This is a genomic window from Pseudomonas sp. C2B4, from assembly GCF_013359695.1.
In the GTDB taxonomy this organism is placed as follows: Bacteria; Pseudomonadota; Gammaproteobacteria; order Pseudomonadales; family Pseudomonadaceae; genus Aquipseudomonas.
Genome location: NZ_JABFMU010000036.1, coordinates 37903 through 63354, shown reverse-complemented (window position 1 = coordinate 63354; position 25452 = coordinate 37903). Strand labels below are relative to the sequence as shown.

Sequence of the window (25452 nt, the reverse complement as noted above, 5' to 3'; positions counted from 1 at the left end):
CGCTCCCACAGTGGAATGCGGTCCACTGTGGGAGCGAGCCTGCTCGCGAAGAGGCCTTCAAACACGCTGGAGATTCAGGATCAGCCTGTCACGTCGCATCCGCATGACTGACCACACCCTTGATCACCACCGCCGTGGTAGCCACAGCGGCCGGAATCACCAGCGCCGTCAGCACTTGCTCGAAATTCCAGCCCAGGCCCAGCAACGTGGCCCCCATCCAGGCCCCGAGGATCGCGCCGAAGCGACCAATGCCGAGCATCCACGACACGCCGGTGGCGCGCCCCTGTGTCGGGTAAAAGCGCGCGGCCAGGGATGGCATCGCCGATTGCGCGCCGTTGACACACATCCCGGCCACCAGCACCAGGGTCGCCAACAACGTGATACTGCCCAGGCTCTGCCCCACCGCGTAGGCAAATATCCCCGCCAACAGGTAGAAAGTACCGATGACCTTGTGCGGATTGAACCGGTCCATCGCCCAACCTACGCCCACCGCACTCAACACACCACCAAACTGAAACAGCGCGCCGATGAACGCGGCCTGCTCCATGCTCGCGCCACTGTCGCGCATCAGCGTCGGCAACCAACTGGTCAGCAGGTAAACAATCACCAGGCCCATGAAGTAGGTCAGCCACAGCAACAAGGTGCCGGCACTGTAGGTGCCGGAGAAGATCACTGCGAAGACGTTGCGCGCTTTCACGGTTTTCTGTTCCGGCACGCTGAAGCTTGCGGCCTGGGCGACCACTGTCGGATCGATGGGTGCCAGGGTCTTGCGCACTTTGTCGGTGCCACGGTTACGCACGACCAGGTAGCGCGCCGATTCCGGGAGCCAGAACAGCAAAACGACAGCAAGGATCAAGGGCAAAATCCCGCCGATCAGCAACAGGCTGTGCCAGCCGAACGCCGGAATCAGCTTGGCCGAAATAAATCCGCCACCGGCCATGCCCAGGTTGAAGCCGCAGAACATGCTGGTCACCAGCAGGGACTTTTTGCGCTCCGGGGTGTATTCCGAGAGCAGCGTTGTCGCGTTGGGCATCCCGGCCCCCAACCCCAGGCCCGTAAGGAAGCGCAGCACCAGCAACTGATCGACGTTGGTGCTGTACGCCGAGGCGAGGCTGAACGCACCGAACAACAATACGGCCCCCACCAGTACGACTTTTCGCCCGAAGCGGTCAGCCAAAGGGCCCGAACCCAGTGCGCCGAAGACCATGCCGATCAGCGCCGCACTCATCACCGGGCCCAGGCTGGCGCGGTCGATACCCCAGTCCTGAGACAGGGCCGGCGCAATGAAACCCATGGCCGCGGTGTCGAGGCCATCGAGGAAGACAATCAGGAAACACAGGATCACCACGCGCCACTGGTAGCGCGAAATGGGTTGAGCGTTGATAAAGGACTGAACGTCGAGGCAGTTACCTACAGCGGACTGAGGCTGGTTCATTATTTTTATTCCATGGATCACAGTCGAACGGGAGCCGGACAGCGCCGGCGCAGCCGCGACAGTAATAATCCACAGGAAACAGCGTCAATTCGCCAAACGCGACTCTGTGCGTTTATCGAACAGCTTAGGCAAACAGCTGGGCGCTAAGGTCGCGGCTGGCGCTCAATAAACCGGGAAGGAAACGCTGCTCCAGTTCGTTACGGCTGACTCGCCCCGCGTGAGTACTGACATTGAGCGCCGCGACCACCTGGCCGGAAGCGTCGTACACCGGGACGGCAATGGAGCGCAGGCCCTGTTCGAGTTCCTGATCGACAATGCACCATCCTTGTTGCCGCACCTCCTGCAGGCATTCGAGCAAGGCCTCCGGGGTATGGATGGTACGGCTGGTCTTGGCCTGCAGGTCGGCATGATCGAGGTATTCACGCAGCGACGTGTCATCCAGGGCGGCCAGCAAAATCCGGCCCATCGACGTGCAATAGGCCGGCAGGCGTCCACCCACTGAAAGGTCGACCGAGATCAGACGCTGGGTCGTCGCTGAGCGGGCGATGTAGAGAATGTCATCACCTTCCAGCGTGGCCATGTTGCAGGCCTCATGCAGTTGCTCGCTCATACGGTCCAGGTACGGCTGGGCAGAAACCGCCAGCGGTGTCGAGGAGACATAGGCATGGCCGAGGGTCAGCACTTTGGGCAACAGTGAATAAGTGCGACCGTCCGTAGTGGCGTAGCCGAGTTTGATCAGCGTATGCAGGCAACGCCTGACAGCGGCGCGGGGAATTTCCGTGCGGTGGCTGATCTGGGCGATGGTCAGGTGCCGCTTGCGCTCCTGGAATGCCTGCACGACGGCCAGGCCACGCGCCAGCGACGTCATGAAATCCGGGTCGCCGGTCATGGCCTGAATCCGCTTGGCGGGCGACGCGACGATCGGCGGAGCCACAGAAGCGAAGGAGTTGCGCAGTTGATCGTTCATATCAGGTCCTTTTCCCACACGGATCAGCGACTATTACAAGCGGCATGGGCCCGGCAAACAAGCCCGGCCAACCAACACCGGGCGATTATCGAACCATCGACCGATAATCGCAATCCATAGCTCCCACCTTTCAACCGGCCAACAGATCGGGTTACGCCGCCCTCCCTATATGTATTCGTGCAGGCCCGAAATCGGACTTAAAATTGTCCTAAGTTGTTCGACTTAATGGCGCCAGAAAGGCATCGTTGCAAAGTGGCATCCAGCAACACACTAGTTGCCAGTAAAAGTTGTGGGTAACAAAACAATCACGCAACAAGATCTACTTTTATCCCCTTGACGATAGTGTTCTGTGAATCGCTCGCTATAATACAAATCAGTAGCCAGGCGATTGTTTACTCGCCAATACTGCTACCCGGCGGCGCGATATTTCATCGCCGCTGCCTTTCGGCAAGCGTCCGACGCTGACTGCAATTGCATCGCCAACGCGCTCGCTGAAACAGGAATCTGATGCTACGTCAGCTATTTACCTCTGGTGCCGTGGCCGCCTGCAACATGGACGTACTGATCGATCGCCCTGCCGTAAACGATGCCTTCATGGGCCTTGTCCTTTCGACGAGCGTGGTCAATACATTGAACGCAGCGCGTTTCACCAGAATTCATCTCAACTCAATCAGGTAGCACTGTGACGAAAGACGAACTGCGCGCGGAACTTGAGCGCCAGGAACAACGTTACAAGGAAGTTTACGGCGGGGAAGTCACCACCTACGCCGCCCAACCCGAACCGGAACGCAAACCCTGGCGTAAACGCGCCACCGTTCAGGATCAGGTTTTCAAGCAAGAACTGGAAAAAATGGAAAAGGAACTCAAAGCCGAAGAGCCATGACGTTTTCGGCTTGAATCCTTCCAGGGGTCTGCGTTTACACCCGTTAAAAGCGGGAAGTACGAATGTTGCCTTTTGCGCCCGCCAAGAGCGGGCGGCGGCTACCTTGCCCATCTGACAGGGTAAAAGGCTCAAATCTGACCCACCTTTCAGAAATTTCACACAAGCGGTTAAACCTCTCCTGCAGGCGAGCGCAACCCTTGTGCCATCAGCGTTTCCAAAGAAATTCAATGACTTGCAAGCCTCTGCAAAATGCCGGGGCGGACAGTGAAACGACAAAAAAATTCGTTGAAGAATGTTACCGATGAGCAGCTAGTGCATCGATTGACAGTCTTTTCTGGCATAATCGCGCCCCCTTATGACCGGGTCAGAAAACCTTCATGATCGATTTATTCAGCGGACTGGATGCTTGGGTGCTTGTGAGCCTCTTGCTCGCCCTGGCTTTTGTCCTCGCCTTCGAGTTCATCAATGGATTTCATGACACCGCTAACGCGGTAGCCACTGTTATCTACACCAAAGCGATGCCGCCTCATCTGGCGGTGTTCTTTTCCGGTGTGTTCAATTTCCTCGGCGTGTTGCTGGGTGGCGTTGGCGTGGCGTATGCCATTGTCCACCTGCTGCCGGTAGAACTGCTGATCAACGTGAATACCGGCCATGGCCTGGCAATGGTGTTCTCGTTGCTTGCCGCAGCCATCACCTGGAACCTGGGCACCTGGTACTTCGGTATCCCCGCCTCCAGCTCCCACACGCTGATCGGTTCGATCCTCGGCGTGGGTCTGGCCAACGCCCTCATCAACGATATTCCGTTGGCCGACGGCGTGAACTGGCAGAAGGCGATCGACATCGCCATGTCGCTGGTGTTCTCGCCCATGGCAGGCTTCCTGATCGCCGCACTGGTGCTGATCGGCCTTAAATGGTGGCGTCCACTGTCGAAGATGCACAAGACGCCGGAACAGCGTCGCAAGATCGACGACAAGAAGCACCCACCGTTCTGGAACCGCTTGGTGCTGGTGATCTCGGCCATGGCCGTGAGCTTCGTGCACGGCTCCAACGACGGTCAGAAAGGTATCGGCCTGATCATGCTGGTGCTGATCGGTATCGTGCCGGCGCAATTCGTACTCGACCTGAACAGCACCACCTACCAGATCGAGCGTACCCGCGACGCCACCTTGCACTTGAGCCAGTTCTACAAGCGCAATGCCGACTCCCTGGGCGAGTTCCTGGCCCTGGGCAAAAGCGTAGAAGGCGATCTGCCGGAGAAATTCCGCTGCAACCCGCAGCAGACAGAACCGACCATCGACGCACTTCTTGGCACCCTCAAAGGTGTAGCTGACTACCACTCGCTGTCGTCGGAAAGCCGCATCGAAGTGCGTCGCTATCTGCTGTGCCTGGACGACACCGCGAAGAAAGTCGCCAAGCTGCCAGGCCTCGCAGCGCGTGAAAAAGCTGACCTGGACAAGCTGCGCAAGGACCTGACGACCACCACCGAATACGCCCCGTTCTGGGTGATCCTGGCGGTCGCCCTGGCTCTCGGCCTGGGTACCATGGTGGGCTGGAAGCGCGTCGTGCTGACCATTGGCGAGAAGATCGGCAAGCAAGGCATGACCTACGCCCAAGGCATGTCCGCCCAGATCACCGCCGCGTGCATGATCGGCATGGCCAACATCTTCAGCCTGCCGGTGTCCACCACCCACGTGCTGTCCTCGGGTGTGGCCGGGACCATGGTCGCCAACAAAAGCGGCCTGCAAGGCGGCACGGTCAAGACCATCCTGCTGGCGTGGGTCCTGACCCTGCCGGCCACGGTTGCCCTGTCGGCCGGCCTGTTCTGGCTGGCGTCGAAGGCACTGGGCAGCTGATACGCTGCTGAACGAAAAAGGCGCGCTCCGTGAGGACCGCGCCTTTTTTATTGCTGCTTTCGTTCAATCGCCACAGTTCCAATGTGGGAGCGGGCTTGCTCGCGAAGGCGGTTTATCATTCAACATCTCTGTTGACTGACATTCCGCTTTCGCGAGCAAGCCCGCTCCCACAGTAGATTTGTGTGCATCGATAGATTTTCGCAGGCAAAAAAAAGGGCAACCGAAGTTGCCCAAAATGCCTTGCGTGCTCATTACATCCAGAATGACCTACGGTTTTTTCCGCTTGTGCGAATCCTTCCAGATAAAAAATCCAAACCCGGCAAAGAATACAAACATGAGGCTGACGGTCAGCACTCCGGCGATCACCACGTTGTCGAAAAACATGACGCGTCTCCTGCTGTTGCCTTGTTGCGATGGAGCTAAGTTAACCAATCGGGCAGGAGTGAATATTGACCGGGATCAATGTTGCCCGGGACCGGGCTTGAAAGGAGGGAAAAACTGACCTGCATCAATCGATGCAGGGGGATTCAGCGTTTTTTCGGCTTGTTTTTCGATTTGGCTTTCGAAGCTTTCTTGGTTTTACCCAGCGGCATGGCCTGCTCGAACGCCTGGCGCACTTCATTGAGGCGCTTGTCGTTCAGGTCATGGACACGCTTGGCGCGTTCGGCATTGAGGTCGATCAGCTTGTCGTCTTGGCTCATGGCGTTCAGTGCATCGCTTGAAAGGACATTCAGCTGCCGCATCAGCAGGCAGGATTGCGCTAATAATGAGGTCTGGCGACGGCGCTGACCAGCCGCGACCTCAAATCTCGATATCGACCCACAAGCCCTGGCGAGGCTGGTCTTCCATCAGCGGCGCCACTGGCACAGTGTTGTCGGCATTGAGTTCAGTGCCGGGAATCGCCAGGTGGGCTTCAGGATCCTCATCGGCTTCGCGACGGCGTCGCTCGCGCTCCTGCTGTCGGCGCTGCTCCTCACGCAATAGCAGAACCGCTTCTTCGGGGTCGCGATTTTTCAGGTCGATGGTGCTGTCGGTGGAACTCTCCTGCATGGGCACCACCGGCGCAATGTCCGGGCGCGGACGGACCGGGTCGTGCTGGGAAGTGATGGGCACGGCACTCAAGGGGAGCATCGGTGGCAGCATATTTATTAGTCTCCTGTCAGCAGGCTGTCGGCTGCGGGGATGGCGACTTGAGCCACCGGTCGCAAACTGTGACCCAATTGGCACTCGATGGTGCCGTAGCCCACGCACCGTGCATAAGTGGGCTAACGTAAAACCCGAGAGTTTTTCTGAGAGTCTTTTGGCCCTGGAGCCCTCATTCCGTTAAGATAGCCCGCTTTTTCAAGGTGGGAGTCAGGCAGCATGGCGCAGCAGTATCAACCGGGGCAACGCTGGATTAGTGACAGCGAAGCCGAGCTGGGATTGGGCACCGTTCTGGCACAGGACGGCCGCTTGTTGACCGTGCTCTATCCGGCCACTGGCGACACCCGCCAGTACGCGCTACGGAATGCGCCCCTCACTCGCGTGCGTTTTTCGCCGGGCGACACCATCACTCACTTCGAAGGCTGGAAGCTGACCGTTCGCGAAGTCGACGACATGGATGGCCTGCTGGTTTACCACGGCCTCAACGCGCAGAACGAAGTGGTCACCCTGCCGGAAACCCAACTGTCGAACTTCATCCAGTTCCGCCTGGCCAGCGACCGTCTGTTCGCCGGACAGATCGACCCACTGGCCTGGTTCTCCCTGCGCTATCACACCCTCGAACACACCAGCCGCCAGTTGCAATCCTCGCTATGGGGATTGGGTGGCGTGCGTGCGCAACCGATCGCTCACCAGTTGCACATCGCCCGCGAGGTCGCCGACCGCATCGCACCACGGGTTCTGCTGGCCGATGAAGTGGGCCTGGGTAAAACCATCGAAGCCGGTCTGGTCATCCATCGCCAACTGCTCTCGGGCCGCGCCAATCGCGTGCTGATCCTGGTACCGGAAAACCTTCAGCACCAGTGGCTGGTGGAAATGCGTCGCCGCTTCAACCTGCAGGTCGCGCTGTTCGACGAAGAGCGTTTCATCGAAAGCGATGCCACCAATCCGTTCGAAGACACTCAGCTTGCTCTGGTTGCCCTGGAATGGCTGGTTGAAGACGAGAAGGCCCAGGATGCGTTGTTCGCCGCCGGTTGGGACTTGCTGGTGGTCGACGAAGCGCACCACCTGGTGTGGCACGAAGATCAGGTCAGCCCTGAGTATTCGCTGGTCGAGCAGCTCGCCGAAACCATTCCCGGCGTGCTGCTGTTGACCGCAACCCCGGAACAGCTGGGCCAGGACAGCCACTTCGCCCGTCTGCGCCTGCTCGACCCGAACCGTTTCCATGACCTGCACGCCTTCCGCGCCGAGAGCGAAAACTATCGCCCGGTGGCCGAGGCCGTTCAGGAGCTGCTGGACCAGGGACGCCTGTCGCCACAAGCGCATAAAACCATCCACGGGTTCCTCGGCGACGAAGGCGAAGCCCTGCTGACCGCGGTCAACGATGGCGACACCGAAGCCAGCGCCCGTCTGGTGCGGGAACTGTTGGACCGCCACGGTACCGGTCGCGTGCTCTTCCGCAATACCCGTGCCGCTGTGCAAGGTTTCCCGGAGCGTAAACTGCACCCTTACCCGCTGCCATGCCCGGACGAATACCTCGAACTGCCGTTGGGCGATCACGCCGAGCTTTACCCGGAAGTCAGCTTCCAGGCCCAGCCGGACGCCAACGAAGAAGAGCGCTGGTGGAAATTCGACCCTCGCGTCGAGTGGCTGATCGACCAGCTGAAAATGCTCAAGCGCACCAAAGTGCTGGTGATCTGTGCCCACGCCGAAACCGCCATGGACCTGGAAGACGCCCTGCGCGTGCGTTCCGGCATCCCGGCCACGGTGTTCCACGAGGGCATGAACATCCTCGAACGCGACCGCGCCGCCGCGTACTTCGCCGACGAAGAATTCGGCGCGCAAGTGCTGATCTGCTCGGAAATCGGCAGTGAAGGCCGCAACTTCCAGTTCTCTCATCACCTGGTGCTGTTCGACCTGCCGTCCCACCCGGACTTGCTGGAACAACGTATCGGCCGTCTGGACCGGATCGGCCAGAAGCACACCATTGAATTGCATGTGCCGTACCTGGAAACCAGCCCGCAAGAGCGTCTGTTCCAGTGGTACCACGAAGCGCTGAACGCCTTCCTCAACACCTGCCCGACCGGCAACGCCCTGCAGCATCAGTTCGGCCCACGCCTGCTGCCGCTGCTGGAAGAGGCTGACGACGGTGAATGGCAGACGCTGATCGACGAAGCGCGCACCGAGCGCGAGCGCCTGGAAGCCGAACTGCACACCGGCCGCGACCGTTTGCTGGAGCTCAACTCCGGCGGCGCGGGCGAAGGCGAGGCGCTGGTTGAAGCGATTCTGGAGCAGGACGACCAATTCGCCCTGCCGATCTACATGGAAACCCTGTTCGACGCCTTCGGCATCGACAGCGAGGACCATTCGGAAAACGCCCTGATCCTCAAGCCGAGCGAAAAAATGCTCGACGCCAGCTTCCCGCTGGGCGACGACGAAGGCGTGACCATCACCTACGACCGCAACCAGGCGCTGTCCCGCGAAGACATGCAGTTCATTACCTGGGAACACCCGATGGTACAGGGTGGCATGGACCTGGTGCTGTCCGGTTCCATGGGCAACACCGCCGTGGCGCTGATCAAGAACAAGGCGCTGAAACCCGGCACCGTGTTGCTGGAACTGCTCTACGTCAGCGAAGTGGTCGCCCCGCGCTCGCTGCAACTGGGCCGTTACCTGCCGCCGGCCGCCCTGCGTTGCCTGCTCGATGCCAATGGCAACGACCTGTCGGCCCGTGTTGCGTTCGAGACTCTGAACGATCAACTCGAAAGCGTGCCGCGCGCCAGCGCCAACAAATTCATCCAGGCCCAGCGCGACCAGCTGACGCCACGGATCAACGCCGGCGAAGACAAGATCTACCCGCGTCACGCCGAACGTGTGGCGGAGGCGCAACGTCGTCTGGCGGCCGATACCGATGAAGAACTGGCACGCCTGACCGCGTTGCAAGCGGTCAACCCGACCGTACGCGACAGCGAACTGGTTGCCTTGCGCAAACAACGTGAGCAGGGCCTGGCCATGCTCGACAAGGCGGCGCTGCGACTGGAAGCGATTCGGGTGTTGGTGGCGGGCTAAGCCCCCTGCTCTACCGGTAAAAAAGAAGGCCCGCAGCGATGCGGGCCTTTTTGTTTGCTTGAGTTTTGTAGTGCCGCAGATGGCCTCTTCGCGAGCAGGCTCGCTCCCACAGGGCTTCGGGTGACAATAAATTCTGTGAGCAACCGAGACCACTGTGGGAGCGAGCCTGCTCGCGAAAGCGATTATGCAGTCGCCGCAGAACCTTCAGGCTCAACCACCGCCACCAATCCCTCTTTCATCCGCTTGGCATCCCTTACAAAACACCGCGAAGCCAACACCAGAAACACCATGGTGAAAAACAGCGCCACTGGAATCAGGTACATCGCATCATGCAGACCGACGGCCTTGAATGCCTCGGTCATCTGCTCCGCCCCGGCCGAGAGCATCGCCGTGTGCGCAAAATGGTCAGACAAACCACCGACCACCACTGGCCCCAGACCACCGCCCAGCAGATACAACCCGGCGAAGAACAGTGCCATGGCTGTCGCCCGCAATCGCGGTTCGACCACGTCCTGGATGGCCGTGTATACGCAGGTGTAGAAGTTATAGGCAAACAACCAGCCGACACTGAACACAGCCACGAACACACCGATCTCGATCCGCCCCGAATGCAGCGCCCACGCCGTGCACAAGGTGGAAATAATCAGGCTGAACGCGGCAAACAGCAGGCGACCATTGGCAATGCGCTGGTGAATCTTGTCCGCGACCCAGCCACCCAGAGTCAGGCCCACCAGGCCTGTCACGCCGACGATGATACCGGTAGCCACCGCCGCTTCCTGCAACGGCATCAGGAAATACCGCTGCAGCATCGGCACCAGGAATGAATTGCAGGCATAAGTGGCGAAGTTGAAGCACAACCCGGCCAGCACCAGCCACAGGAAGGTTGGCACCGCCAGGACACGGCGGATCGGCCGGTCGACCTTCTCCTGCGACACCTGCACGCTTTCAGCGGCACCGCGCTTGGGTTCCTTTATATAGAACATGAAGATCGCCAGGATCAGCCCCGGCACCGCGGCAATGAAGAACGGTGCTCGCCAGCTATCGAATGCCTTGACCATCGCGCCAATGGTGAAGAACGCCAGCAACAGCCCCAATGGCAGCCCCAGCATGAAGATCCCCATGGCCCGTGCCCGGCGATGAGCCGGAAACAAGTCGCCGATCAACGAATTGGCGGCCGGTGCATAACTGGCTTCACCGATGCCGATGCCCATGCGCACGATCAGGAAGCTCCAGAAACTGCCCACCATTCCGTTGACCGCTGTCAGCCCGCTCCACGCCGCCAACCCCCAGCCCATCAATTTGCTGCGCGAACCGGTATCGGCCATCCGTCCCAGCGGCAGGCCGGCGATCGCGTAGACAATCGTGAATGCCGTGCCGATGATCCCCAGCTGAAAATCGCTGAGATGCCATTCCATGCGAATCGGTTCGATGATGATGGCGGGGATGGTGCGGTCGAAGAAATTGAACAGGTTCGCCAGGAACAACAGGAACAGAATGCGCCAGGCATTCGCCGCTTGGGTCGAGTTCTGCATGGGTCCGTCTCTTTTATTGTTATTGGGGCGTCACTGTCCCCGGAAACTCCAATCTAGACAGGCCTGTCACCGCTGTCTGTAATTATTCGTAAGGCTGATATCAGCCCATGGCGACACCCGCCCGAAGCTATCCTCCCAAGCACTGACGAGGCCCAATGTTCATCGGCTTGAGGCGATGGTTTGCACCGCACGTCTATCCGCTGAAAAATACCTTTCGTACCCCCTTTCCAAGCCGCTGGCGAAGCCTAGAATAGCGACCTTGTCTGCCCCCCCAGCGTCCCTCACTCTTCCTTAGATAATTACCCCATGTCCGAAGCCAGTCCGTGTCTGAATTGCGGTGCCTGCTGTTCTCATTTTCGCGTGTCGTTTTTTTGGGGTGAATGCACCTCCTCCGGAGGGACTGTGCCGGATGAGCTGGTCACGCAGATCAATCCCAGTCGAGTGGCGATGATTGGCACCGATAGCAAACCCGTGCGCTGCATCAGCCTGGTGGGGGACGTCGGCAGTACGGTGCAATGCTCGATTTATGACAAGCGCTCCAGCACCTGTCGGGAATTCGAAGCGTCCTGGGTCGATGGCCAGGCCAATCCCGATTGCGACGCCGCCCGGGCCGCCTTCGGTCTGGCGCCCCTTGAGCCCACCTTCCAGATCCCTGAACAACAAAGCGCCTGACAATTAGCACCAATCGCTATTAGCCTAATGCCAAAATCATTGGGACTAATGTGCCACTACTCCTTGCGCTCCAAGCATGCCCTCTATACTTCAAGACATTCAACGGTGCTCCTTGCACCGGTCAGGAACACAACATGGGACATGCTATGGAGTGGCTTGGTCTGCATTTCCTTACCGAGCTGCCAGAGAGTGGGCAGGTCATACTCAACTGCATACATGACCCTTTTCTGGTACTGCTCGCTTATCTGGTCGCCTGTGCCGGCAGCTTCGCCACACTGGACATGGCTGAGCGCGTCGCGCATGCGGAAAAACCGGCCTCCCGCAGGCTCTGGTGCTGGGTCGGTGCCGGCTGCCTCGCCGGGGGCATCTGGGCCATGCACTTCATCGGCATGCTGGCGTTCCAGGCGCCGATCAATGTGCATTACCAACTGCCTGTTACCCTTGTCTCACTGCTGATCGCCTTGCTCGCTTCCTGGCTGGCGATGCAGACGCTCAGTCGCCCTGCCCTGAATTTCTGGCATTGCTTCAAGGCTTCGATCCTGATCGGCCTGGGCATTGCCAGCATGCATTACGTAGGCATGTCTGCCCTGCGTTCGCAGGCTGTGGCCTATTACCAGCCAACACTGTTCGGCCTTTCCATCCTGGTTGCGATTGGCGCCAGCCTGGCGGCCTTGTTGTTGGCGAGCTACCTGCGCAACGGCGCCGGCATGTTCCATCAATTGCTCAAATACAGCGCCAGCCTGGTCCTCGGAACAGGCATCATCAGCATGCATTTCACCGGCATGGCCGCGTTCAGCCTGGTGCTGCCCACCGGCAGTCTGTTGACCCAGCCCGGGGAAAACAATCACCTGCAACTGGGCCTGACAGTGGCGATCATGACGCTGCTGATCATCGGCAGCAGCATCAGTGCGGCGCTGGCGGACAAGAAACTGCAACACAAGGAGCATGACCTGCAGCGGGTCAACTCACTGCTCAGCCAACTGGATCAGGCGCGCATGTCCCTGCAACAGGTGGCGCACTTTGATCCCTTGACCAACCTGACCAATCGTCGCGGTTTCAACCAGCTGTTTGCCGAGAAACTCATCGAAAAAACCCATTCAGGCGGCATGCTGGCCGTGCTGTTCCTCGATATCGACCACTTCAAGCGCATCAACGACAGCCTCGGTCACGACGCCGGCGACGAATTGCTCAAGGTGCTTGCCAGCCATATCAAAGGCTCGGTGCGCAGTCACGACGATGTAGTGGCACGCTTCGGTGGCGATGAATTCTGCATGCTTATCAACCTCAATGATCGCGAAGAAGCGCGGCAAATGGCGCAGCGCATCATGTTGAAAATGAAGGAGCCGATCGAATTGGCCGGGCGGCGCATGGTCATGACAACCAGCATTGGTATCAGCCTGTTTCCCGAAGATGGCAAGACCTGTGACGAGCTGCTGAAAAATGCCGACCTGGCGCTGTATCAGTCCAAGGGCAGTGGTCGCAACGGCCTGAATTTCTTCAGTGCCAACCTCAAGGCCCGTGCCACGCTCGAACTGCAACTGGAGGAAGAACTGCGTTACGCCCTGCGCGAAGACACCGGTCTGATGCTCCATTACCAACCGATCTACGACCTGAAGACCGGCCAGGTCAGCAAGCTCGAAGCGTTGATTCGCTGGCAACACCCGGTCCACGGACTCCTCGCACCGGACCGTTTCATCTCCCTCGCCGAGGCCAACGGCCTGATCACCGAACTGGACAACTGGGTACTGCGCAAAGCCTGTGAGGACCTCGGTGACTTGTCGCGCCAGGGTTGCGATGCGCTGAAGATCGCCGTGAACTGCTCGCCCCTGAGCCTGGCGCGCGAAGAGCTGGCCGGCCAAATCGAGCGGGCCTTGCGCAACGCCGGGGTCGCGCCACAACGGCTGGAGCTGGAGGTGACCGAGAACGCGTTGATGGGCAATATCGCCGAGACGCTGGAACTGCTGCGGCAGATCCGAGACTTGGGCGTGTCGCTGTCGATCGATGACTTCGGGACCGGTTACTCGTCCCTGGCCTACCTCAAGCGCTTGCCGCTCAACACGCTGAAAATAGATCGTTCCTTCATTCAAGACATCCCCAAGTCCACCCAGGACATGGAAATCGTTCAGGCGATTATCGCCATGGCCCATACCCTGCATCTGGACGTGGTCACCGAAGGCGTGGAAACCTTCGAGCAATACCAGTTTCTCGAATGCTACGGCTGCGACTTCGTCCAGGGTTACCTGCTCAGCCGTGCGGTGCCGCTGGAGGAATTACGTCCAGTGCTGAACGAAATCAACCAGCGCAAGCACTCGTACACCCTCACGTCGTTGAGTCTGGTTCACGGTACATCTGCACTAATGTAGACGGGTCTTTTTCCAGAAACCCCTGGGCGCCATGCATTCGCATCAGTTGTGCCGCCAGCCCGCTGATCGGCGTTGCCGAACCCTGCTCGCGGGAAAACTTCACCGCCGTGTCCAGATCCTTGAGCAACGTCCGCACGTGCCATTTCACCGGTTCGAAGCGGCTATCAGCCATTTGCGGGGCAAGGATCTGCAAGGGCTTGGAATCGGCAAAGCCGCCGGCCAAAGCCTCAGCGATCAGGCTCGCATCGACCCCGGAGCGCTCCGCCAGCGCCACCACTTCGGCAATCACCAGCGCGTTGCAGGCCACGATCATCTGATTGCAGGCCTTGGTCACCTGCCCCGCGCCGACAGCGCCCATGTGCGTCACGCGCTGTCCAAGCCTCAGCAATACCGGTTTGACGCGCTCAAGGTGGGCCGCGTCGCCACCAACCATGATCGCCAGGCTGCCGGCTTCCGCCCCCACCACCCCACCGGAAACCGGCGCATCGAGCCAGCCCATGCCGGCTTTCCTGGCAAGCTCTGCAGCCATTTCCCGCGTCGCCGTGGGTTCCAGGCTGGAAAAATCCACCAGCAACTGACCGCTTTTCGCCCCTTCGACAACCCCGGTCGGGCCAAACACCACCTCGCGCACCACCGCGGTGTCCGCCAGGCACAACATCACCACGTCGGCGTGCGCGCACAGCTCTGCCGGGGTGGCGACCTGACGGGCACCGGCCTCGACCAGCGGTGCACATTTGGCCGGGTTACGGTTCCACACCGTCAGCGGATAACCCGCTGCCAGCAAGCGCCGACACATCGGCAACCCCATCAAACCGATCCCGGCAAACCCCAACGAAGGTAGCGTTGACATCATTTCGCCTCTTTTTCATTAAAGATCGTCAAATATTGGCCGATTCATCATGACTTAGGAAAGGATTCCCCCGAGTACGTTCAGGCCACGGCTCTGACGCTTGGGCCAAATACGCGCTGATAAAAGACGCGAGTTCTCATTCCGTGACGGTTCGACGACCGCGTGTCGCCAACCAAAACAGCCCAGGTAGATGGCGAACAATGACTTCTAAAAACAACCCGGCCCCTGCGGTAACCGACCTGACCTTGAGCCCTGCGGCGAACAGCCCTGTCTCATCGAAGCCATTGCTACCGTCACGCCCGCTGGCGACCCAGCAATACCTGTATTTCACAGAAACCAACACCGACCGCATCCTCGACAACCTCGACGGCCTGCGCGATATGGTGTTTCCACGGCCGCCGCACCTGGAAGGCGACAACGAACAGCACAACGATCAGCAGTTCCCGTCCGTGTGCCTGATCGGCCTGGGCCGTTGCGGTTCGAACATCGCGCTGGATGTGGCGGAACTGGTGTACAACGCGCGCACGTTCTACCTCAACGAGTTCAACAACGAACCCCGCCTGTCCCCGGATAAACGCTTCGCCGAAAAGGGCCCCGCCCAGTGGATTCGCAACAACCTTCGCCTGATTCCAAACAAGGCAGCCAAACCGGTATTCCTGGTCGAACCGCTGGTCATGCTCGGCGACCTGGACAAGGACATCGCCGGGCGTATCCGTTTCTCGCGCAAAGGTGAAAAAAGCGGTTTCCTGCGCGACTACAGCAAGATGAAAATCATGGACTTGTCGGAAGTCCACGCCGGTGGCGCCGGTAACGCGCCGATTCTCGGCCAGTACCTGGCCAAGATCATCCTGAACAAGGACACCCAGCGTTTCTCCAGCCCTGACTGGAAGATGATTCACTCGTACCTGATCGACAGCTGCGGGATCAAGGCCAACCAGTCGCGCCTGTACTTCTCGATCTTCAGCGCCGGCGGCGGTACCGGTTCGGGCATGGCTTCGGAGTTCGGACTGGCGCAACAGCACTCGTACATGAACAAGACGTTCGACACCAAGCCGGTGGACGAGCACGACAGCAAGAGCGGGCATTCCTTCGTCTTCGAGCCGATTTTCACCAGCGGCATTTGCGTACTGCCGAACATTTCCGATCACCGCAGTGAAATGTCCGAAGCGCTGCACATCAACGCCGGTCGGCTGCTGTGCAAATACCTGTCGGAGGAATGGGATTTCTCCTACAACTTCGCCAACGAAGACAGCAGCGAAGCCAGCGTCATGGGTCGCATCCGCCCCTGGAACGCAATGATGCTGATCTCCAACGACATCATGCGTTATGCCGAGGCGAGCGATGACGGCAACATCCAGAACATTGACGTCAATGCCATGGAAAAGCATGCCAACCAGTACATTTCGCAGCAGATCTTCAACATTCTGACCGCGCAAGCCGTCACCACCGACTACGATCAGAACTATTTCCATCGTGCCGGTATCGACATCGGCGAAACCATTCGCCTGGACGCCAACGATCTGTTCATGAGCCTGGCCGGGCCGGTGGCGATCGCCTACGCCGAGTCCGTGGTGCCGGAAACCCCGCAGCCAAGCAACGACAAGTTCAAGGTGTTCGAAAAAGAGCCGCAGCGCCTGAACATCGACGACCTGTTCTTCCGCTCCATCGATCTGCCGCACTTCAACAAGGAAACCCAGGCCATCGAAGGCATCAGCCTGCTGCCGATCGAATCCAAGCGTTATCGTGCGTCGCTGGAGCAGTACAAGAACTCCGGGTATGACGCGGCGGCCCTGCATGACCTGCACTTCTTCAAGAACTGCTCGTCGGTGGTGTCGATTGTGTCCCTGCCGAAGGACTACAAGCTGTCCTACATGGACCTGAACCGGTTGAAGACCCACCTCAACAACCTGTTCCCCAACACCACGCTCAAGCGTTATGCACTGGTGATCGGCGCCTCGGCCAACCTGTCGTTGACCACCCTGATTGCCAAGAGCCCGTGCCTGTCAGACGACTTCCTGACGCTGATCGTGGCCTTCATCAAGCGTTGCTTCGCACGCAGTCCATACCGTTTCGACGAAACCCTGGACAACTCGATGCTCGACTTCATCATCAATGAAGAGTTCGACGAAGCGCGCATCGACGACTTGCTCAACGAGTTTGAAAACCCGGCCAAGATCCTCGATACCAACTGGTACGCGATCAAACCGATGTACGAGAAGAAGTACCGCGAACTGATCAACGACAAGGACAAATTCGTCTCGATCAACGACATCCGCCTGTCCCGGGATTGCGTAAAGAAGGCGATCAAGTACCTGCGCGAGATCTACCGTCACCGCATTGGCAAGACCAAGGTTATTTCTTTGAATAACCACACCGGTAAAACCTTCTAAACCACGTCGCTCCATTCGCGAGCAGGCTCGGTCCCACAGGGTTCAGTGATGACTCTGTGGGAGCGAGCCTCCTCGCGAAGACATCCTCAGATTCAACGCCGCTCCAACATCCAGAAACAATTAAGCAGCCCTCAGGCTGCTCGCTCAACTGTTCCCGTTACGTTTACGTCACCGTGAGGCTGTGGCCTTTCTCTACGGCAACATGCCATCACGCTACTCGGCTACACACTTTTAGACACAGATGATGCGCACCAAGAGGGTGCACTCATTCAGGGCGTCGCCCTTTCCTGGATCAGGATCCACGGCGAAACAACCACAGCCCACAGCTGCGGATCACGCTCAAACAGATCCAGCGCCCGCGTTTCAGAGAGCTTGGCGACCTTGTCAGCGGCCAGCCAGGCGGCCACTTTCTCGCCTTCGTCGGTGGCCACGGCCTCGGCGACTGCGATCAAATCCAGGCCGGGGTCGACCCACAATAGGGCACCCTTGGCGAAGAACGGCTCCAACTCCTTCCAGGTAATAGATGCGGTTTCTCCAAGCAGCTTGGCATAGAGGGTGCTAGGTTCTTCAGTCATGGGTTCGGTCCGGAAAAGAAATCGACGCAATCATAACGTCGGTGGTCTGGCAGAAAAACCCAGAAGCAATTTGCATCACTGAACGAAAAGCGCAGGAAAGCCAAGGAATGCACGGAATCTGGCTATAAGCCCGTCAAAGCCCCGCCGCAATTCTGTCTTTTTCTTTCATAAAAGCGACACCCCCAAGTTTTGCCCCCCGGCGCCAGCTTCACAGGCTGACAATCGGCGCTCTACACTGTACCGGTACAGTTGCCGAGGGGCTTTTCCGGGGAATGTCGTAGATACTGACCCGGTTCTGCTGCCGACGGCGCCAGGACTATAAAAACTACAACAGTAAGAGTGGAGCACTATGACTAAGGCTACTAAGCAGATTTCCAAACTGTTTGCCGCTATGGTTCTGGCCGGGGTTGCCAGCCATTCGTTCGCAGCTGACACCATCAAGATCGGCATCGCCGGCCCTAAAACCGGTCCTGTAGCCCAATACGGCGACATGCAGTTCAGTGGCGCCAAAATGGCCATCGAACAAATCAACGCCAAAGGCGGCGTAGACGGCAAGAAACTCGAAGCCGTCGAATACGATGACGCCTGTGATCCGAAACAAGCGGTAGCGGTCGCGAACAAAGTCGTCAACGACGGCGTGAAATTCGTGGTCGGCCACCTGTGCTCCAGCTCCACTCAACCGGCTTCGGACATCTACGAAGACGAAGGCGTGATCATGATCACCCCGGCTGCCACCAGCCCGGACATCACCAATCGTGGTTACAAAATGGTGTTCCGCACCATCGGTCTGGACAGCGCCCAGGGCCCTGCCGCCGGTAACTACATTGCCGATTTCGTGAAGCCGAAAATCGTTGCTGTCCTGCACGACAAGCAGCAATACGGTGAAGGCATCGCCACCGCCGTTAAAACCACCCTCGAGAAGAAAGGCACCAAGGTTGCCGTGTTCGAAGGCATCAACGCCGGCGACAAGGACTTCTCCTCGATCATCGCCAAGCTCAAGCAAGCCAACGTCGACTTCGTCTACTACGGCGGCTACCACCCGGAGCTGGGTCTGATCCTGCGTCAAGCGGATGAAAAAGGCCTGAAAGCCAAGTTCATGGGTCCGGAAGGCGTGGGTAACGATTCGATCTCGCAGATCGCCCAGAAGTCCTCCGAAGGCCTGCTGGTGACCCTGCCGAAATCCTTCGACCAGGATCCGGCCAACATCGCCCTGGCTGACGCGTTCAAAGCCAAGAAAGAAGACCCAAGCGGTCCGTTCGTGTTCCCGGCCTTCTCGGCTGTGGAAGTGATCGCCGAAGGCATCAAGGCTGCCAAGTCCGAAGACACCGCCAAAGTGGCTGCAGAAATCCACAAAGGCACCTTCAAGACCCCAACAGGCGACCTGAGCTTCGACGACAAGGGCGACCTGAAGGACTTCAAATTTGTGGTTTACGAGTGGCACTTCGGCAAACCAAAAACTGAAGCCAAGCCTCAGTAAGGCCCTGCCTGACTGACTGCCAATAAAGCCCACGGCGTGCCGTGGGCTTTGTTTTACGAACGTACTTGGGCCGCGCTGGCGTGATCCGCTAGTCTCCCCACCTGAAAATCTCAAAACCGTCATCAGCGGTTCGCTGGCAAACCCCGAATTCGAAGTGGATGCAGATCCACGGGGCTCGGGCGGGAAAATGACTCCACCAGTGAAATGCGTATCAGGTTTTTAGGAGCGCTGTAATGCCTGACATCTATCACTTCTTCCAACAGCTGGTTAATGGCATGACCATTGGCAGCACGTATGCCCTGATCGCCATCGGCTATACGATGGTTTACGGCATCATTGGAATGATCAACTTCGCCCACGGCGAGGTGTACATGATCGGTTCCTACGTGGCGTTCATCGCCATCGCCGGACTGGCCATGCTGGGACTCGACAGTGTTCCACTGTTGATGACCGCTGCTTTCCTGGCGACCATCGTCGTCACCAGTGCCTACGGCTACAGCATCGAACGGATCGCCTACCGCCCCTTGCGCGGCAGCAACCGTCTGATCCCGCTGATCTCCGCCATCGGTATGTCGATCTTCCTGCAGAACACGGTTCTGCTGGCGCAAGACTCCAAGGACAAATCCATTCCCAACCTGATTCCGGGCAACTTTGCCTTCGGGCCAGGTGGCGCACATGAAGTGCTGATTTCCTACATGCAAATCGTGGTGTTCGTGGTGACGCTGGTCGCCATGCTCGGCCTGACGCTGTTCATCTCCCGCTCTCGCCTGGGTCGCGCCTGCCGCGCCTGTGCCGAAGACATCAAGATGGCCAACCTGCTGGGTATCAACACCAACAACATCATCGCCCTCACCTTCGTCATCGGTGCAGCGCTGGCGGCCATCGCGGCCGTGCTGCTGAGCATGCAATACGGCGTGATCAACCCCAACGCCGGTTTCCTGGTCGGCCTCAAGGCCTTCACCGCCGCCGTACTGGGCGGTATCGGCAGCATTCCGGGCGCCATGCTCGGCGGGCTGGTCCTGGGTGTGGCAGAAGCCTTCGGCGCCGATATCTTCGGCGACCAGTACAAGGACGTCGTGGCCTTCGGTCTCTTGGTTTTGGTGTTGTTGTTCCGGCCAACCGGCCTGCTGGGCCGTCCGGAGGTTGAGAAAGTATGACTAGGAATCTTAAACAGGCGTTCTTCAGCGCCTTGCTGGTGTGGGCCGTGGCCTACCCGGTATTGGGCCTGAAATTGACCATCGTCGGTATCCACCTCGAAGTCCATGGCACCAGCACCGCCACGTTGATCACCATCGCCGTGTGCTCGGTGCTGATGTTCCTGCGCGTGCTGTTCGACCAGCGGATCAGCTCCGCCTGGCGCTCATCGCCGGGCATGCCGCTGATGCCGGCCAAGGCCAGCAATTTCCTGACCCTGCCGAGCACCCAGCGCTGGTTCATCATTGCCCTGATCGCCGGCGCACTGATCTGGCCGTTCTTCGGCTCCCGTGGTGCGGTGGACATCGCAACGCTGGTGCTGATCTACGTGATGCTGGGCCTGGGCCTGAACATCGTGGTCGGTCTGGCGGGTCTGCTCGACCTGGGTTACGTCGGCTTCTACGCCGTCGGCGCCTACAGTTATGCGCTGCTGTCGCACTACTACGGCCTGAGCTTCTGGATCTGCCTGCCGATCGCCGGCCTGATGGCCGCCACCTTTGGTTTCCTGCTCGGCTTCCCGGTACTGCGCCTGCGCGGCGACTACCTGGCGATCGTGACCCTGGGCTTCGGTGAAATCATCCGTCTGTTCCTGCGTAACCTGACCGGCCTCACTGGCGGTCCGAACGGCATCAGCAACATCGAGAAGCCAACGTTCTTCGGCCTGACCTTCGAACGTAAAGCCGCCGAAGGTATGCAGACGTTCCACGAGTACTTTGGCCTGGAATACAACTCGATCAACAAGGTGATTTTCCTCTACCTGGTGGCGTTGCTCCTGGCCCTGGCCGCGTTGTTCGTCATCAACCGCCTGCTGCGCATGCCCTTGGGCCGTGCGTGGGAAGCACTGCGCGAAGACGAGATCGCCTGCCGCGCGCTGGGCCTGAACCCTACCGTGATCAAATTGTCGGCCTTTACCCTGGGCGCCAGCTTCGCCGGTTTCGCCGGTAGCTTCTTCGCCGCCCGCCAAGGCTTGATCACACCGGAATCCTTCACCTTCATCGAGTCGGCGATCATCCTCGCCATCGTTGTGCTGGGTGGCATGGGTTCGCAGCTGGGTGTGATCCTGGCGGCCGTGGTGATGATCCTGTTGCCGGAAATGATGCGTGAGTTCAGTGAGTACCGCATGCTGATGTTCGGTGCCTTGATGGTACTGATGATGATCTGGCGCCCTCAGGGTCTGCTGCCCATGCAACGTCCTCACATGGAGCTGCGCAAATGAGCCGCGAGATCCTTAAAGTAGAAAACCTGAGCATGCGCTTCGGCGGCTTGCTGGCGGTCAATGGCGTAGCCTTGAGCGTGAAAGAGAAACAAGTGGTTGCACTGATCGGCCCCAACGGTGCCGGCAAGACCACCGTGTTCAACTGCCTGACCGGCTTCTACAAGCCGAGCGGCGGCAGCATCCTGCTGGACGGCGAGCCGATCGAAGGCTTGCCGGGCCACAAGATCGCCCTCAAGGGCGTGGTGCGTACCTTCCAGAACGTGCGGTTGTTCAAGGACATGACGGCGGTCGAGAACCTCTTGATTGCCCAGCATCGCCACTTGAACACCAACTTCCTGTCCGGTCTGTTCAAGACCCCGTCGTTCCGCCGCAGCGAACGCGAGGCCATGGAATACGCCGAGTACTGGCTGGAAAAGGTTCATCTCAAGGAGTTCGCCAACCGTCCGGCCGGCACCCTGGCCTACGGTCAGCAACGTCGCCTGGAAATCGCCCGCTGCATGATGACCCGTCCGCGGATCCTCATGCTCGACGAACCGGCCGCCGGTCTGAACCCGAAGGAAACCGAAGACCTGAAGGCGCTGATCAGCGTGCTGCGTGAAGAGCACAATGTCACCGTGCTGCTGATCGAACACGACATGAAACTGGTCATGAGCATTTCCGACCACATCGTCGTGATCAACCAGGGCACGCCTCTGGCCAACGGTACGCCGGAACAGATCCGCGACAATCCTGAAGTGATCAAAGCCTACCTGGGGGAAGCGTAAATGCTGCAGTTCGAAAACGTTTCCACCTTCTACGGCAAGATCCAGGCCTTGCACAGCGTCAACGTCGAAGTTCGCCAGGGCGAGATCGTGACTCTGATCGGCGCCAACGGTGCCGGCAAGTCCACCCTGCTCATGACCCTGTGCGGTTCGCCTCGGGCCCACAGCGGCAGCATCCGCTACATGGGTGAGGAACTGGTAGGCCAGGACTCCTCGCAGATCATGCGCAAGAGCATCGCCGTGGTTCCGGAAGGTCGTCGGGTATTTTCCCGCCTGACCGTGGAAGAAAACCTCTCCATGGGTGGTTTCTTCACCGCCAAGGGCGACTATCAGGAACAGATGGACAAGGTCCTCGGACTTTTCCCACGCCTGAAAGAACGTTTCAGCCAGCGCGGCGGCACCATGTCCGGCGGCGAACAGCAAATGCTCGCCATCGGCCGTGCGCTGATGAGCAAGCCCAAGTTGCTGCTGCTCGACGAACCGTCGCTGGGCCTGGCACCGATCATCATCCAGCAGATCTTCGACATCATCGAACAGCTGCGCAAGGACGGTGTGACGGTGTTCCTGGTCGAGCAGAACGCCAACCAGGCGCTGAAAATCGCTGACCGTGCCTACGTGCTGGAAAACGGCCGGGTGGTGATGCAAGGCACCGGTGAAGCCCTGCTGACCGACCCGAAAGTGCGCGAAGCGTACCTCGGCGGCTAAGCCTCTGCGGAAAACAAAAAAACGGCCTTCGCGGGCCGTTTTTTTTTGCCTGCCACAACCCCCGACAACAATGAAGACCCACTGTAGGAGCGAGCCTGCTCGCGAAGAACTGGAGAGCGCTGCGTTCATCCAGACAGCCCACGTCATCGTTAACGTCCATCGCGAGCAGGCTCGCTCCTACAGGGGTTATGTGACGATCTATAGTCGATCCAACGCCTCCCCACTTCGCTTGAACCACCCCATCAAATAATCCGCCAGTACCTGCGTACGCTTGGGCAAGCCCCCCTGATACGGATGCACCAGGTACATCGGCATGCTTCGGGTCTGATAGTCGCGCAGCAACCAGCGCAGACGCCCATCCGCCAATTCCGCCGGCAGCAAGTAGGACGGCAAACGGGCAATGCCGGCGCCGGCCAGCGCGGCTTTCTTCAGCAGGTTGTAATGGTTGCTGGCGAACGGACCGGAAACCCGCACCCGCAGTAATTCATGTTGCTGGTGATACAGCCATTCTTCGCGACCGCTGTAATGGCTGTTGAGCAGGCATCGGTGCTCGGCCAAGGCCTGAGGTGTCCGCGGCTCGCCGTATTGCTCGAGATAGGCCGGGCTGGCGCAGGTCATTTCGTGCCAGGCCAATAAGGGACGCGCCACCAGTCGCTGATCGATGGCCACGTCGGCACGGATCGCCAGATCGAACCCATCGCGGGACAGTTCGCGGTAATTGTTGTTGAGCTCCAATTCGATCTGCACCTCGGGGTACTTGGCTGAGAACTCCAACAGCAAGCCATCGAAGAAGGTCTCCCCCAACGACACCGGAACCGTCATACGCACCGGACCGGCCATGTCGTCCTTCAACCGGGCCAGGGCCTGGCGTGCCCGCTCGACCTGAACCACCAGGGCCTGCGCCTGCGGCAACAATGCCGCGCCGGCCGCCGTCAGGCTCAAACGCCGGGTGGTGCGCTGCAGCAGCACCACGGAAAACTGCGTTTCCAGTTGACTGATACGCTTGGACAGTTGCCCCTTGCTGCACCCCAGTTGCTGCGCCGCCAGGGTAAAACTGCCCGCCTCGACCAACACCGCGAACGCCGCCAGATCATCCATCTCGCTCATGGATTGTTTCCATTTGAAAACCAAAGGTTGCCTATTAGCGCGCTTATCAGTGGAAAAAACCACTCTAAACTGAAGCCACATTCAAACCACTGGAGGAACGGCAACATGAAAATTCTTTTGATCGGCGCAGGCGGCACCATTGGTTCGGCCATCGACAAGGAACTGTCCCCACGCCACGAAATCGTGCGCATCGGCCGCACCAGCGGTGATTTCCAGGTGGATATCAGTGACAGCGCCTCGATTCGCAAACTGTTCGAGCAAACCGGCAAGTTCGATGCGCTGGTCTGCGCTGCTGGCAACGTGACCTTCGCCCCCTTGGATGAAATGACCGAGGAGAGTTTTGCCCTGGGCCTGAAAGACAAGCTGATGGGCCAGGTCAACCTGCTGCTGATCGGCCGTGAATTCGCCAATGACGGCGCATCGTTCACCTTCACCACCGGCGTGCTCAGCCATGACCCGATCCGCAGTGGTGCGTCGGCAGCGCTGGTCAACGGTGCCCTGGACAGTTTCGTCCGCGCAGCCGCCATCGAACTGCCGCGCGGCCTGCGGGTTAACTCGATCAGCCCGAATGTGCTGGTCGAAGCCATGGGCAAATACGCACCCTACTTCCGTGGCTTCAAACCGGTTCCAGCGGCCGATGTGGCATTGGCCTACGCCAAGAGTGTCGAAGGCTTGCAGACCGGCCAGACCTTTCACATCTGAACAGACCCAAGGTGCGGCGCTGACTCAGCGTCGCCTCAGGATGCCGGCGGCTCCAACAGCGTCGGCACCAGGTCGCCGGCTATCTCGCGGGGTACGGAGATAAACAGACTGGGGCCTCTGATCTCCGACTGAACCGTCGTGGTGGACACCAGCACTCCATTGATGAATAGCCGCACGCGTTGATGCATTTCCTGACGCGTCACTTGTGCTAACCGGCGCTGTGCATTGGGGCTCAGTGTGACCTTGAGCCCGATGGATTGCGGGTTCAGGTTATCGATCCGTTTAAGCTCCAGGTCCATGGCGGTAAAGTCCGACCTGGACGTGAAAGTGATGTCCGCCGCCAGGCATTGCATCGCCGCCGCCATTCCCAATACCCCGAAAATCAGCTTGCCTGAGCCCCTCATAACACCTCCTGTAACGAAAAGGCCGACAAGGTTACGGCCAAATCCCTTTCGACCCGGCTCCTAAAGTAAAGCCGAATGTTACTTACCCGCCCTCAAATCCGAGGCGAGTCCCACTCACCGGTTGTGATGAACGGTCAGTCTGAGTAACGTGGCGGCA

22 protein-coding genes are annotated in these 25452 nt (G+C 59.1%); 12 read left to right on the top strand and 10 right to left on the bottom strand.

Annotation, left to right across the window (positions count from 1 at the left end):
* Positions 1–88 precede the first annotated feature (88 nt).
* Entirely contained in the window at positions 89–1435 is a 1347-nt protein-coding gene (locus HNQ83_RS20995; protein ID WP_175390700.1) for an MFS transporter, read from the bottom strand.
* Positions 1436–1559: 124 nt separating this feature from the next.
* The gene (pcaR, locus tag HNQ83_RS20990; protein WP_175390699.1) at positions 1560–2402 is read right to left on the bottom strand and encodes a pca regulon transcriptional regulator PcaR; all 843 of its coding nucleotides are present in this window, start codon (positions 2400–2402) and stop codon (positions 1560–1562) included.
* Between the two features lie 682 nt (positions 2403–3084).
* Between pcaR and HNQ83_RS20985 the strand changes: the two genes are divergently transcribed.
* Both HNQ83_RS20985 and HNQ83_RS20980 read left to right on the top strand, forming a co-directional pair.
* A complete protein-coding gene (locus HNQ83_RS20985; protein ID WP_008056863.1) occupies positions 3085–3285 on the top strand; it encodes a hypothetical protein in 201 nt (66 codons plus the stop codon).
* Positions 3286–3662: 377 nt separating this feature from the next.
* Positions 3663–5138 carry an inorganic phosphate transporter gene (locus tag HNQ83_RS20980; RefSeq protein WP_175390698.1) on the top strand — a complete coding sequence of 492 codons (1476 nt, stop codon included), beginning with the start codon at positions 3663–3665 and terminating at the stop codon, positions 5136–5138.
* A gap of 267 nt (positions 5139–5405) precedes the next feature.
* On the opposite strand, the gene ccoM is transcribed toward HNQ83_RS20980, so the two are convergent.
* From ccoM to HNQ83_RS20970, 3 genes are all read right to left on the bottom strand, one after another.
* Positions 5406–5522, bottom strand: coding sequence for a cytochrome c oxidase subunit CcoM (gene ccoM / locus HNQ83_RS31475; protein ID WP_056856105.1), 117 nt, complete (start codon positions 5520–5522; stop codon positions 5406–5408).
* Between the two features lie 143 nt (positions 5523–5665).
* Positions 5666–5839, bottom strand: a complete 174-nt coding sequence (locus HNQ83_RS20975; RefSeq protein WP_175390697.1) for a hypothetical protein — start codon at positions 5837–5839, stop codon at positions 5666–5668.
* Positions 5840–5939: 100 nt separating this feature from the next.
* Positions 5940–6281, bottom strand: coding sequence for an aspartate-semialdehyde dehydrogenase (locus HNQ83_RS20970; protein WP_175390696.1), 342 nt, complete (start codon positions 6279–6281; stop codon positions 5940–5942).
* 219 nt (positions 6282–6500) lie between these two features.
* Here HNQ83_RS20970 and rapA point away from each other — a divergent pair, with 219 nt between their 5' ends.
* On the top strand, positions 6501–9347 hold the full coding sequence (rapA, locus tag HNQ83_RS20965) for an RNA polymerase-associated protein RapA (protein WP_175390695.1): 2847 nt from the start codon (positions 6501–6503) through the stop codon (positions 9345–9347).
* Positions 9348–9529: 182 nt separating this feature from the next.
* Here the strand turns inward: rapA and HNQ83_RS20960 are convergent, their stop codons facing one another.
* On the bottom strand, positions 9530–10879 hold the full coding sequence (locus tag HNQ83_RS20960; RefSeq protein ID WP_175390694.1) for an MFS transporter: 1350 nt from the start codon (positions 10877–10879) through the stop codon (positions 9530–9532).
* A 306-nt stretch (positions 10880–11185) separates the two neighbouring features.
* On the opposite strand from HNQ83_RS20960, the gene HNQ83_RS20955 reads away from it, so the two are divergent.
* A complete protein-coding gene (locus HNQ83_RS20955) occupies positions 11186–11551 on the top strand; it encodes a YkgJ family cysteine cluster protein (protein WP_175390693.1) in 366 nt (121 codons plus the stop codon).
* Positions 11552–11697: 146 nt separating this feature from the next.
* Positions 11698–13914 (top strand): bifunctional diguanylate cyclase/phosphodiesterase, encoded by a 2217-nt coding sequence (locus HNQ83_RS20950; protein WP_306157271.1) that lies wholly within the window; start codon positions 11698–11700, stop codon positions 13912–13914.
* Here the strand turns inward: HNQ83_RS20950 and HNQ83_RS20945 are convergent.
* Positions 13871–14767 (bottom strand): NAD(P)-dependent oxidoreductase, encoded by an 897-nt coding sequence (locus tag HNQ83_RS20945; RefSeq protein ID WP_175390691.1) that lies wholly within the window; start codon positions 14765–14767, stop codon positions 13871–13873. The two genes, HNQ83_RS20950 and HNQ83_RS20945, sit on opposite strands and share 44 nt — an antisense overlap.
* A 197-nt stretch (positions 14768–14964) precedes the next feature.
* On the opposite strand from HNQ83_RS20945, the gene HNQ83_RS20940 reads away from it, so the two are divergent.
* Positions 14965–17154, top strand: coding sequence for a hypothetical protein (locus HNQ83_RS20940; RefSeq protein ID WP_175390690.1), 2190 nt, complete (start codon positions 14965–14967; stop codon positions 17152–17154).
* A gap of 269 nt (positions 17155–17423) precedes the next feature.
* On the opposite strand, the gene HNQ83_RS20935 is transcribed toward HNQ83_RS20940, so the two are convergent.
* Complete coding sequence (locus HNQ83_RS20935) at positions 17424–17729, bottom strand: DUF2288 domain-containing protein (protein ID WP_175390689.1); 306 nt, start codon at positions 17727–17729, stop codon at positions 17424–17426.
* Positions 17730–18078: 349 nt separating this feature from the next.
* On the opposite strand from HNQ83_RS20935, the gene HNQ83_RS20930 reads away from it, so the two are divergent.
* The 5 genes from HNQ83_RS20930 to HNQ83_RS20910 all read left to right on the top strand — a co-directional run bounded on the left by HNQ83_RS20930 (position 18079) and on the right by HNQ83_RS20910 (position 23082).
* Complete coding sequence (locus HNQ83_RS20930; protein ID WP_175390688.1) at positions 18079–19206, top strand: branched-chain amino acid ABC transporter substrate-binding protein; 1128 nt, start codon at positions 18079–18081, stop codon at positions 19204–19206.
* Between the two features lie 233 nt (positions 19207–19439).
* Positions 19440–20363 carry a high-affinity branched-chain amino acid ABC transporter permease LivH gene (gene livH / locus HNQ83_RS20925; RefSeq protein ID WP_175390687.1) on the top strand — a complete coding sequence of 308 codons (924 nt, stop codon included), beginning with the start codon at positions 19440–19442 and terminating at the stop codon, positions 20361–20363.
* Entirely contained in the window at positions 20360–21616 is a 1257-nt protein-coding gene (locus HNQ83_RS20920; RefSeq protein ID WP_175390686.1) for a high-affinity branched-chain amino acid ABC transporter permease LivM, read from the top strand. The genes livH and HNQ83_RS20920 overlap by 4 nt, the downstream gene beginning before the upstream one ends.
* Positions 21613–22380: a high-affinity branched-chain amino acid ABC transporter ATP-binding protein LivG gene (livG, locus tag HNQ83_RS20915; RefSeq protein WP_175390685.1), complete on the top strand. Its 768-nt coding sequence runs from the start codon at positions 21613–21615 to the stop codon at positions 22378–22380. The genes HNQ83_RS20920 and livG overlap by 4 nt, the downstream gene beginning before the upstream one ends.
* Entirely contained in the window at positions 22381–23082 is a 702-nt protein-coding gene (locus HNQ83_RS20910) for an ABC transporter ATP-binding protein (RefSeq protein ID WP_034146751.1), read from the top strand.
* A 198-nt stretch (positions 23083–23280) separates the two neighbouring features.
* Here HNQ83_RS20910 and HNQ83_RS20905 read toward each other — a convergent pair whose 3' ends face one another.
* Positions 23281–24189 (bottom strand): LysR family transcriptional regulator, encoded by a 909-nt coding sequence (locus tag HNQ83_RS20905; protein ID WP_175390684.1) that lies wholly within the window; start codon positions 24187–24189, stop codon positions 23281–23283.
* A 105-nt stretch (positions 24190–24294) separates the two neighbouring features.
* Between HNQ83_RS20905 and HNQ83_RS20900 the strand changes: the two genes are divergently transcribed.
* Entirely contained in the window at positions 24295–24891 is a 597-nt protein-coding gene (locus HNQ83_RS20900) for a short chain dehydrogenase (protein WP_175390683.1), read from the top strand.
* Positions 24892–24926: 35 nt separating this feature from the next.
* On the opposite strand, the gene HNQ83_RS20895 is transcribed toward HNQ83_RS20900, so the two are convergent.
* Entirely contained in the window at positions 24927–25295 is a 369-nt protein-coding gene (locus tag HNQ83_RS20895) for a hypothetical protein (RefSeq protein ID WP_175390682.1), read from the bottom strand.
* Between the last annotated feature and the right edge of the window lie 157 nt (positions 25296–25452).

Coding starts and splice junctions, on each gene's coding strand:
- HNQ83_RS20900 (WP_175390683.1), top strand. CDS start 24,295: ATGAAAATTCTTTTGATCGGCGCAGGCGGCACCATTGGTTCGGCCATC.
- HNQ83_RS20995 (WP_175390700.1), bottom strand. CDS start 1,435: ATGAACCAGCCTCAGTCCGCTGTAGGTAACTGCCTCGACGTTCAGTCC.
- rapA (WP_175390695.1), top strand. CDS start 6,501: ATGGCGCAGCAGTATCAACCGGGGCAACGCTGGATTAGTGACAGCGAA.
- HNQ83_RS20955 (WP_175390693.1), top strand. CDS start 11,186: ATGTCCGAAGCCAGTCCGTGTCTGAATTGCGGTGCCTGCTGTTCTCAT.
- pcaR (WP_175390699.1), bottom strand. CDS start 2,402: ATGAACGATCAACTGCGCAACTCCTTCGCTTCTGTGGCTCCGCCGATC.
- livG (WP_175390685.1), top strand. CDS start 21,613: ATGAGCCGCGAGATCCTTAAAGTAGAAAACCTGAGCATGCGCTTCGGC.
- HNQ83_RS20950 (WP_306157271.1), top strand. CDS start 11,698: ATGGAGTGGCTTGGTCTGCATTTCCTTACCGAGCTGCCAGAGAGTGGG.
- HNQ83_RS20945 (WP_175390691.1), bottom strand. CDS start 14,767: ATGATGTCAACGCTACCTTCGTTGGGGTTTGCCGGGATCGGTTTGATG.
- HNQ83_RS20960 (WP_175390694.1), bottom strand. CDS start 10,879: ATGCAGAACTCGACCCAAGCGGCGAATGCCTGGCGCATTCTGTTCCTG.
- HNQ83_RS20980 (WP_175390698.1), top strand. CDS start 3,663: ATGATCGATTTATTCAGCGGACTGGATGCTTGGGTGCTTGTGAGCCTC.
- HNQ83_RS20905 (WP_175390684.1), bottom strand. CDS start 24,189: ATGAGCGAGATGGATGATCTGGCGGCGTTCGCGGTGTTGGTCGAGGCG.
- HNQ83_RS20895 (WP_175390682.1), bottom strand. CDS start 25,295: ATGAGGGGCTCAGGCAAGCTGATTTTCGGGGTATTGGGAATGGCGGCG.
- HNQ83_RS20935 (WP_175390689.1), bottom strand. CDS start 17,729: ATGACTGAAGAACCTAGCACCCTCTATGCCAAGCTGCTTGGAGAAACC.
- livH (WP_175390687.1), top strand. CDS start 19,440: ATGCCTGACATCTATCACTTCTTCCAACAGCTGGTTAATGGCATGACC.
- HNQ83_RS20930 (WP_175390688.1), top strand. CDS start 18,079: ATGACTAAGGCTACTAAGCAGATTTCCAAACTGTTTGCCGCTATGGTT.
- HNQ83_RS20975 (WP_175390697.1), bottom strand. CDS start 5,839: ATGAGCCAAGACGACAAGCTGATCGACCTCAATGCCGAACGCGCCAAG.
- HNQ83_RS20970 (WP_175390696.1), bottom strand. CDS start 6,281: ATGCTGCCACCGATGCTCCCCTTGAGTGCCGTGCCCATCACTTCCCAG.
- HNQ83_RS20910 (WP_034146751.1), top strand. CDS start 22,381: ATGCTGCAGTTCGAAAACGTTTCCACCTTCTACGGCAAGATCCAGGCC.
- HNQ83_RS20920 (WP_175390686.1), top strand. CDS start 20,360: ATGACTAGGAATCTTAAACAGGCGTTCTTCAGCGCCTTGCTGGTGTGG.
- ccoM (WP_056856105.1), bottom strand. CDS start 5,522: ATGTTTTTCGACAACGTGGTGATCGCCGGAGTGCTGACCGTCAGCCTC.
- HNQ83_RS20940 (WP_175390690.1), top strand. CDS start 14,965: ATGACTTCTAAAAACAACCCGGCCCCTGCGGTAACCGACCTGACCTTG.